The following is an 8,867-nucleotide window of genomic DNA, read 5'->3' as shown; positions in this document are numbered from 1 at the left end:
AAAACTATTTGTTGAAGCATTACAACCTAAGCATGTTCAACTAAGCTTCCATGATTTTCTAAATACAGCTTAGTTATTTGTACAAAACTTAGGTAACTAATGAAGTTTTATAAGGTTTCATTAGTAAAATAGGTTTTATAACAGCCTAATTCTTCTAATTTTTTATCAGCCCCATCTCTGTTCATTCTAACTCTTTTTGATAATTCTTCATAATAACAATACCATCTTCATCTCCTAGTATAATATCTCCTTGACATATTATTTTCCCTCTACAAAGTACAGATGCATTAATCTCCCCAAGGCACATTTTCTCCTTCTTCTCTAAAATTACTAAACCGTTACTACCGTTGACGAAATATAAGTTTTTTATTTTCTGGAGAAATATAATACAAACGTTATCCCAATTTTGAATACTACTTTTTCTTCTTTTTCGATTATAAAGGCTAAAAATTTGGAATTATTATCATAGATACCATTGCTAACATGATTGTCATACCAAGTCCTTGTTTCAATAAGGGCTTTGCCCGTCATTCAACGATTTCAGTGGGAGATTGAACTCCCACTGAAAAAATTAAGTGGAACCCGCCGCCTATATGGATAACCAACTACAGAACTTAATTTTTATATACTAAGGGCTACATTTGCAGCCCACGGTTTTTGGGCGAAACCGTAGACCGTGTATATCAAAATTAAAGTTTTATATTAGTTATCTATATAGGCTATACATTATACACATTATTGGTAACAAATTAGTAAATGTCTAAAATCCATAAAAAAATAAGTATGATACTCTAATGGCACCGTTACTAACCATTAGTGCTACGCCACTTATATCCATGGCTCTTGATACAACACTCATTCCACCAACAATAAAAATTGTGGATCAGCGAATTGCTTTATACTCATTATGCTCTTTGATACACCTTGTTAAAACCATAACGAGAGCTCCAATAGTTGCAACAAGATACATAGGAAATGCAGGACTATTAATTGACATTGTCACCAATACAACTAGCAGAATTATCAGGCAAATTATTCCTTTCACCTTACTGAAATTTTTGTCTTCCTTATAAAACTAGAACACCTGCACCAGCATAGATATTAAAGTAAGTGGTAGCTTATCGGTCACAAAGAAGAATGCCTTTACCACTAATACAATCAAAGAAATAATAGCCGGTGTCGTATTATACTTCTCCGTTCGTCAAATTCACGTATTGGCAATCAATTTCTTGCAATTTTTCATCCACCCATGGTCTGTTATATGTACCATCTGTTTTCATCGTTTCCATAATATCTTTTTCTTTTTCAGATACAGCTTTTACTTTTTCCGCCAATGCTTCTGCTTCTTTTGGACGAATGAAGACAATTCCATCTGCATCACCCACTACAATATCCCCTGGGGATACAATCTGACCGCCAAATGAAATCACCGTTCCAATTTCTCCCGGTCCATTCTTATAAGGTCCATTTGGGTTAACTCCTCTTGCATACACTGGAAAATCCATCTGTGAAATCGAGTCATAATCTCGAATGGAGCCATCTACAACAACCCCTGCAACTCCCCGAATTTTACAATAATTAATCATTAATTCTCCCAAAATTGCACGATTTTTCATTCCACCCGCATCAATTACAATAATATCGCCCGGCTGTGCCAAATCCATGGCTTTATGGAACATAAGATTATCCCCTTGAGGAACTTTCACTGTAAAGGCCGTACCGAGTAGCGGTGTATTATTCATCGGACGTATATCTTGATGCACAGCGGTCACACGATTCATGCAATCACCAATATTAGCAACAGGTAAATCCCTGAATTTCTCTACTAATGCTTTATCCGTTCTTTCATAGCCTATAACAATCCGACATCCTATATTTGCTTTTAACATGTAAACTCCCCCTCAATATATTAAATAATTATGACTTCTAGCACTATACTTGAATAGTCAAACTATCAATTTTACTTTTTACTTCTTTATTGGCAATATACATTCGTTTGACTGTCTTCCTATTCAAAATATCGTTGACCAATTCAATTGCTAACTGAATCTGATTTTTCTGTGCCTGTTCCCCATAAAAAGCACTGTGGCAGGTGAGCACCGTTTGCTCATTACTTACAAGGGCTGAATCACTGTTCAGAGGCTCCTGTTCAAAGACATCCAGTCCAGCAAAACGAATCTCTCCTTCATTTAAGGCACGAACTAACCCCTCCTGATCAATTAGACCACCTCTAGAAATATTAACAATCATTGCATCACTTTTCATTTTTTTGAATGCTTCATAATTAAAAATATGATGTGTTTCCTCTGTCAAAGGTGCATGGATAGAAACAATATCTGACTGTTTTAACAACTCTTCGAAGGATACAATCTCCACATCATAATTTTCTCTGATATTTTTATCAATGTAAGGATCACAAGTTACCACTTTTGTTCCAAAACCATGATAAAAAGTGTTATAAAGGGGTCTTGCAGAACCACCAAATCCATACAAACCTAAAGTTAAATCCTTTGGATTCCGAGGCATATGTCCTTTAGCTTTTCGCCATTCCCCTTTACGGATTCCTCTGTCATAATAAGATATATTCCGTAATAAATCAAGGATCAATGCTGTAGCGTGAAGCGCCAGTTCCTGTATACAAAATCCCGGCATAAACGTTACCAATACCCCTTCTCTGGTGGCTGCTTCCAAATCAACAGAATTTACACCTATCCCAAAGCGTTGTACCACTTTCAAGTTGGGAAGTCCCTCTAAAACGTCTCTTGTAATTGGTGGGTTTCCTGTCCCAAGAATTGCATCTGCGTCCTTACAATTTGCAATAATTTCATCTGGTGTTGGATAATGCTCCAGGCGCAGATTTATCCTATTTTGTGCATATTGTTCTTTAATATATTTTTGCTTTTCCAGACTAACACTCCCATAATCACGATCAACAATTACTGCATTCCACATATTATACCTCCTGCCAAGATGATTTAAAATTCCTTTAGCTTTCTTTATTCAAGAACTTCTATCAGTGATGGTTGCCTCATTTTTAGAATTTTCTTAATTTCATTATACAGAGCACTGTACTTCCTGTCCAAGATATGTTACTCTATTAAATATATAGCATTTTGGGAATAATGTTTGGAAAGGACTACTTTATTATGATTTTTAAGAATTATGAATACTTTATCACGATTGCCGAGGAAGGAAGCGTGTCAAGAGCTGCACAGAAATTATATATTTCTCAACCTTCTCTCAGCAAATATCTAAAAAAACTGGAGGACAACGTCGGGGAATCTTTATTTTACAGAGATTCTTATCCTTTGCGCTTAACTAAAGCTGGGGAACTATATTTATCCTATGTTAAGGACATCATGGAAAAAGAAAAGTGTTTAATCAATGAATTCTCCTATCTTCATAATTCAGAAAGTGGGCATGTCCATATGGGAATTACTGTCTGGCGTTCCTCTATACTCTTACCTCGGGTACTTCCTACATTTAAGCAGCGATATCCCAGAATTACTCTCCATATCAGTGAAGGTTCACATCAGCATCTAGCCTCATTGCTAGAACATGAAAAGGTGGATTTTTCTATAACACACTTCCCCAATAACTATTTTAATTTTTCATTTGAAAAACTATATTCAGAGCGTATTCTTTTCTGTGTGAATAAAAAGCACCCACTATTATCAGATATCAAACCTTTGAGTCAAACAGAAATCAACACTATGAATTCTGAAGAGTTCAGATTATTTTACAGGGAACCCTTTATACTGTTGAAAAGTGGACAAAACATTCGAGATATGACACAGAGCTATCTTGATAAACAAAATATCTCACCTAATATTCTCTTGGAAACTTCAAACATTGTAACTGCAGTAAACATGGTTAAAATCAATATGGGGGTTACTTTTGTACCAGAGGCCGTACTGTGCGATAAAGAATCTCATGAGCAGCTTATGTTTTTCTCAATTGATGACTCATCATTTTGCTGGGATGTAGGTATCTCTTATAAGACTGAATACTCTATCAGTAAGCCAGTCCGTCTGTTTATAGAATGTTTGAAAGAATTGTCTATTATTTAGTAGCGATGTTCCCGAAAAATGAAAGCACTGAATATTAACGAGATATATCTTGTGAAATAGATGTAAGTGCCAAAGAATTGACGTATATAAATCCAATTGAATAGCTGATACAATCAATCCAGTAGAAGTCAGATTTATGATAACTCTACTGAATTTTATATTTTTATTTAGTTTGAACTTTTAAATCCTCAGGTAAATCCTTTGAAAAAGGTAGTAGCTCTAATAAACTCTCCTTATCTTGAGGATCTACATTGGGAAAGTTGTTCATTAAATAAAGTAAATATTTTCAACAACTAAAGTTTCCACTGATTATCTTATAGGAAGAACCAACTAGTATTTCATAGCCATTGAAGACTTCGCCTTCACTAGAAAAGGTATATATATCGAGGTCCTTCCTGATGAATTGATACTGGAAATCAAATGCTTTAAGGAGCTTATGCAACGAAAAAATAGGAATAAATTAACCCCACTCTCACCTTAGATACCTTCTCCTCTACCTCACTTGAATTTTATGATGGGACGAGGGACCTGTCCCCTTGGACCATATATCTGATGGTTATTATAAGAAAAAATTATATGGTCCAAATCAAAAATAGGTACAAAATAATATAACTTTCCTCATAAGGCAACCCCATGATTAAGCAAAATTTCTAATCATGGGGTTAAGCATTACAATTAGTTTGCATTCGTCAATTCACAGACGGTTCTAATGTGTCTGTGTGTCAATCCTTATCTATTCCTCATAGCTGGCAGGGTATACATAAATAGAAGAAGGTCTTTCTATTTTTTTTATTTCTTCAACTTTAATTACGGTACTTATATGGGTTTTATTTCCATATTCATCATGATGTTCAATCCTATCAATAAAACCCTTTAATTGAACCCAATCATAGTTGTCAAACTCATATATGTTTTCCCACTCAGCCAATATCCCAGTTATCAGTGCATCATCTTCACAGCATACCATTAACAGTCTGCATATAGCAAAGGTGTTCTCAGAAAAGGAGTCCTTGATGTCGATAAAGCCTGCTATGCTTACCCTTTGTCCCACATATAATTCTGGATTTTGTTTTATTTTTGTTAATGCATCATCGAATACTTTTTCATCAATTTCAAGAACTCCATTCCTCCGATAGTCTATTCCCTCTATGGCGTCTTCATTAAGGTAAATCTCTTCAATTACCTGTCTGTCTTCAATGCTTCCACCTATTTTTATGGCAAGGGCTTCATTGATCTCCCAAGGCACTGTGGTTACTGCTATGATTAAAGGAATAAAGAAAGCAAGATAACCAAATTTAATTTTCCCTTTTTTTGTGTGACTGACCACCTTTTTTGCCTGAAAAATAGACAACAGTATCAAAGCAATTAATAGCGGAATTGCAAATTTGACCAACCTAGGTTCCATAAAATACAAAATTGTATTGAAAGCTAATAGGTGATAAATATAGTAGGTATATCCTAGTAAAATAATAAACTTTATGGACTCATTGATATCTAATGTTTTTCTCACTTTTTTGCCTCACTTCTATAAATCTTATTATTTTTTCTTTCTCTCCCATCCATAAATAGCTGCCCCTATTGCCCCGTTTAGCTGGGAATTTTCCTCGGTTATGATTTTAGCTCCTAACTTTTTCTTCAACATGTTAACCAATAAGCTATTTTTTGAAACTCCTCCAGAAAAAAAGACTTTATCCTCTACACTGATTTTACTTACTAGTGAATAAGTTTTATTGGCTACGGATTCCAATAATCCTGCAGCTATACTTTCCTTTGAAGCTCCTTCAGCCATTAGACTGATCACTTCTGACTCTGCAAAGACAGTGCACATACTATTGATCCTTTGAGGTTCAGCATTTTCTCCAGCTTTTGATAATTCGCTAACATCTAATTCTAAGGCATTGGCCATTACTTGTAAAAACCTGCCTGTTCCAGCAGCACATTTGTCATTCATCATAAATTCCAATACCTTTCCTTGAGAATTGATTTTTATTACCTTACTATCCTGCCCTCCAATGTCAATCACTGTTCTTATTGTTGGATCAAAATAATGAGCCCCTTTACCATGACAGGAAATCTCGGTAATTTTCTCTGTTACAAAGGGAAGAGAAACCCTTCCATAACCAGTAGCAACAACTGCAATGATTTGATCATCTAAGAGTTTTCCTCTTTCCTTTAGTTTTTCAAGGACGTATTTTCCTGTTTCTTTAGGACTCCACCCTGTAGGTATTACCTCCATCAAGAGAATTTCTCTTCCATCATATACAGCTCCTTTGGTTGCCACTGAGCCCACATCAATTCCTATACTAACCATTGTAAAATCCTCCTTATAGATTCATATGGTTTCTTTTATTTTTATTCCTTTATATTTGCCGCAATTGTTGTTTTTCTTACTTTTTCGTATTTTAGATTAAGCATTAATGCAAAAACAATGGTTCCATAAGCTATAAAACTTCTAAAATATTCCCCTAATGCAGGGTTTTTAAATAAGTTCTGTCCTGCAAGAGGAGATACTATAAATAAAGTATGAAAAAGAATGATTCCAACAAAGGCATTTTTAATGGTTACCTTTTTAAAGGTTGCCCCACCAGCCAAGAGTGCTGCTGCTGAAAAAATATCAAGATTCAAGTGGCCAGAATAAACGTTGATAACACCTAGGTCTTGTACGAACATAATATGAGCTATTGCTGCTAGTATAGTAGAAATTACGATAGAAATTCTTCTGGTTTTATCCACATCTATACCCAATTTTTCTGCGATAGCTAAATCTTCTCCTACCGCCTTCATATGATAACCTATTCTAGATCGGGATATGAAATAAACGATGGTGGCAAGTATCAGTACAATAATGATAGGTACTAAAGAACCCTCTGTGTTTCCAATTTTAATAGGCATTGCTCCTGCAAAAAGCGTCTTAAAATGCATACAATCCAACATACTCCTTACCCCTATTCCTCTTGTAAGTAGGGTATCTTCATTAAAAGGAGTAATGACAGTGCCATAGCCCACCATAAATACAAGCTGGTATAGATTAGTACCTAAAAACCCAATAACGATACTGGCGATCATTTCCTTCCCTTTTGCCTTGTTTAACAAAAACCCCCTATCAGGTCTAACTATTGGAGGGGACGACTACATTACAAAGCCATTTAACACGATGGAACTGGTGGCTAGAATCAAATCCATCTTCCGCCGCAGGAAGCTGGATCAAGCTCACTTTATGAAAGATACGGCAAGTAAAGAGATATTTGAACAAGGCTATTTTATTCTTGACACTTCACAAGCCATTTTAAAAGTTAATGGTGAAGAAGTAGAATGTACGGCAAAGGAATTAGAGTTGCTGGAGTTCTTTTGCAGCAATCCCAATAAGGTCTTTACGGCCGCCCACATTTACGACAGCGTTTGGGGGCTTCCTGGATATGGCGGGGATAAAACCGTGACAATCCACATATCCAAGCTAAGAAAAAAACTCTTAGATGATATTAAGCCTTACAAGGTTATCATAAATCTGAGAGGGATTGGCTATAAGTTCATTCCGCCAAGGAGTTGATTAAGATGAAAAAATTAACACTACGATTTATAACCTATTTTACAGTTGGACTATTGATATTTTTAATTTACCTTTTTGCGATGTCTACTGCTTTGATAAGATTATTTAACCCGGTATATGTACAGCAATTTATTTACACTGTTGACAGCCCCTTTGCTTTAGTAGAACACGTTTTAATTATACTGTTCTGTTTTGTTTTGTAACGGGTGGCTTATTGTTCAGTGTTTTTCTGGTATATCCCCTTATTTATATCATGAATGCAATCAGGCATATATCGCAAGGGAATTTTATCGACACAGATGCAAAAGCATTTAAAAAGAATGGAAAAGTAAAATGGCCCTATTTTTTATATAAAGAGGTAATCATGAACATAGCCAATGTTGGCCGGACGCTTGATAAAGCCCGGCATGACAGAGAACAGCTTGATAAATCCAAAACAGAATGGATAGCCGGCGTATCGCATGACCTCAAAACGCCGCTGTCTTACGTCACTGGATATTCCTCGCTGATTATGAATAAGGACCATCAATGGGAAATAAGCGATATTATGCCTTATGTAGAAGAGATATATAGCAAAGGAATGTATATTGAAAATCTTATTGAAGACTTGAACATGACCTTTTTTATAGACCATATTGACAAGTCCCAATTAAAACTCAGGCAGATCGATTTGGTTGTCTTCCTGCAAAATATCATGGTTGATATCGCTAATGAACCTAAGGCTCAGGCTTATGGTTTTGGATTTGAGAGCGAGCTTGATGAACTAGAAACAATAATAGATGAAAGGCTAATGTACAGAGCTGTTTTTAACCTGCTCATGAACGCGATTGAACATAATCCGGAAGAAACAGAAATCACTCTCTCCTTATCAAAACGAGGTGATGAAATTCATATGAACATTACAGACAATGGCGTTGGTATGGATGAAAGTACGTTGAAAAATATCTTTGAACGGTATTACAGCAAAAACGAAAAAGCCAAACTTCACAAAGGATTAGGGCTTTGTAATGTAAAGCAGATTGTTGAAGCCCATGACGCTCAAATATCCGTTGACAGCGCTTTAGGAAAAGGCACCTCATTTTATATAGTATTACCGGCGATAGAATATTATCTATAGGAATTTGCTTTTTCAAAATTCTCCTATGATACCAATTGAATCATAATAATTTCTAATAATCAACAGGCTTTTTGCTAAGTTCAGTACATATTTTTTAGTATAAACTCATATTTCCCCCAAATTATTGTTTCAT

The 8,867-nt window shown here is 35.4% G+C and carries 9 protein-coding genes; 3 read left to right on the top strand and 6 right to left on the bottom strand.

Features of this window, described 5'->3' with window-relative positions; all coding sequences use genetic code 11:
* Window positions 1–181 precede the first annotated feature (181 nt).
* From CHB72_RS27630 to CHB72_RS25065, 3 genes are all read right to left on the bottom strand, one after another.
* The gene (locus CHB72_RS27630; RefSeq protein WP_278277910.1) at window positions 182–370 is read right to left on the bottom strand and encodes an RraA family protein; all 189 of its coding nucleotides are present in this window, start codon (window positions 368–370) and stop codon (window positions 182–184) included.
* 814 nt (window positions 371–1,184) lie between these two features.
* Window positions 1,185–1,889: an RraA family protein gene (locus CHB72_RS25070; protein ID WP_089285598.1), complete on the bottom strand. Its 705-nt coding sequence runs from the start codon at window positions 1,887–1,889 to the stop codon at window positions 1,185–1,187.
* A gap of 43 nt (window positions 1,890–1,932) precedes the next feature.
* On the bottom strand, window positions 1,933–2,952 hold the full coding sequence (locus CHB72_RS25065) for a C-terminal binding protein (RefSeq protein WP_089285597.1): 1,020 nt from the start codon (window positions 2,950–2,952) through the stop codon (window positions 1,933–1,935).
* A gap of 194 nt (window positions 2,953–3,146) precedes the next feature.
* Here CHB72_RS25065 and CHB72_RS25060 point away from each other — a divergent pair, with 194 nt between their 5' ends.
* The gene (locus tag CHB72_RS25060; RefSeq protein ID WP_176431620.1) at window positions 3,147–4,070 is read left to right on the top strand and encodes a LysR family transcriptional regulator; all 924 of its coding nucleotides are present in this window, start codon (window positions 3,147–3,149) and stop codon (window positions 4,068–4,070) included.
* A gap of 733 nt (window positions 4,071–4,803) precedes the next feature.
* Here the strand turns inward: CHB72_RS25060 and CHB72_RS25055 are convergent.
* Genes CHB72_RS25055 through CHB72_RS25045 form a run of 3 tightly spaced genes read right to left on the bottom strand, consistent with a single transcriptional unit; the run spans window position 4,804 to window position 7,163 of the window.
* Window positions 4,804–5,580, bottom strand: a complete 777-nt coding sequence (locus CHB72_RS25055; RefSeq protein ID WP_089285595.1) for a TIGR03943 family putative permease subunit — start codon at window positions 5,578–5,580, stop codon at window positions 4,804–4,806.
* A 27-nt stretch (window positions 5,581–5,607) separates the two neighbouring features.
* The gene (locus tag CHB72_RS25050; RefSeq protein ID WP_089285594.1) at window positions 5,608–6,381 is read right to left on the bottom strand and encodes an acyl-CoA dehydratase activase; all 774 of its coding nucleotides are present in this window, start codon (window positions 6,379–6,381) and stop codon (window positions 5,608–5,610) included.
* A 41-nt stretch (window positions 6,382–6,422) separates the two neighbouring features.
* Window positions 6,423–7,163 carry an ABC transporter permease subunit gene (locus CHB72_RS25045; protein ID WP_089285593.1) on the bottom strand — a complete coding sequence of 247 codons (741 nt, stop codon included), beginning with the start codon at window positions 7,161–7,163 and terminating at the stop codon, window positions 6,423–6,425.
* A gap of 70 nt (window positions 7,164–7,233) precedes the next feature.
* Here CHB72_RS25045 and CHB72_RS25040 point away from each other — a divergent pair, with 70 nt between their 5' ends.
* Together CHB72_RS25040 and CHB72_RS25035 are read left to right on the top strand one after the other, a co-directional pair.
* A complete protein-coding gene (locus CHB72_RS25040) occupies window positions 7,234–7,617 on the top strand; it encodes a winged helix-turn-helix domain-containing protein (protein WP_242975275.1) in 384 nt (127 codons plus the stop codon).
* A gap of 364 nt (window positions 7,618–7,981) precedes the next feature.
* Window positions 7,982–8,734 (top strand): sensor histidine kinase, encoded by a 753-nt coding sequence (locus CHB72_RS25035; RefSeq protein WP_207652649.1) that lies wholly within the window; start codon window positions 7,982–7,984, stop codon window positions 8,732–8,734.
* The last annotated feature ends 133 nt before the right edge of the window (window positions 8,735–8,867 follow it).

It is taken from the genome of Anaerovirgula multivorans (assembly GCF_900188145.1).
In the GTDB taxonomy this organism is placed as follows: Bacteria; Bacillota; Clostridia; order Peptostreptococcales; family Natronincolaceae; genus Anaerovirgula; species Anaerovirgula multivorans.
This window is presented reverse-complemented; position numbering and strand designations above follow the sequence as displayed.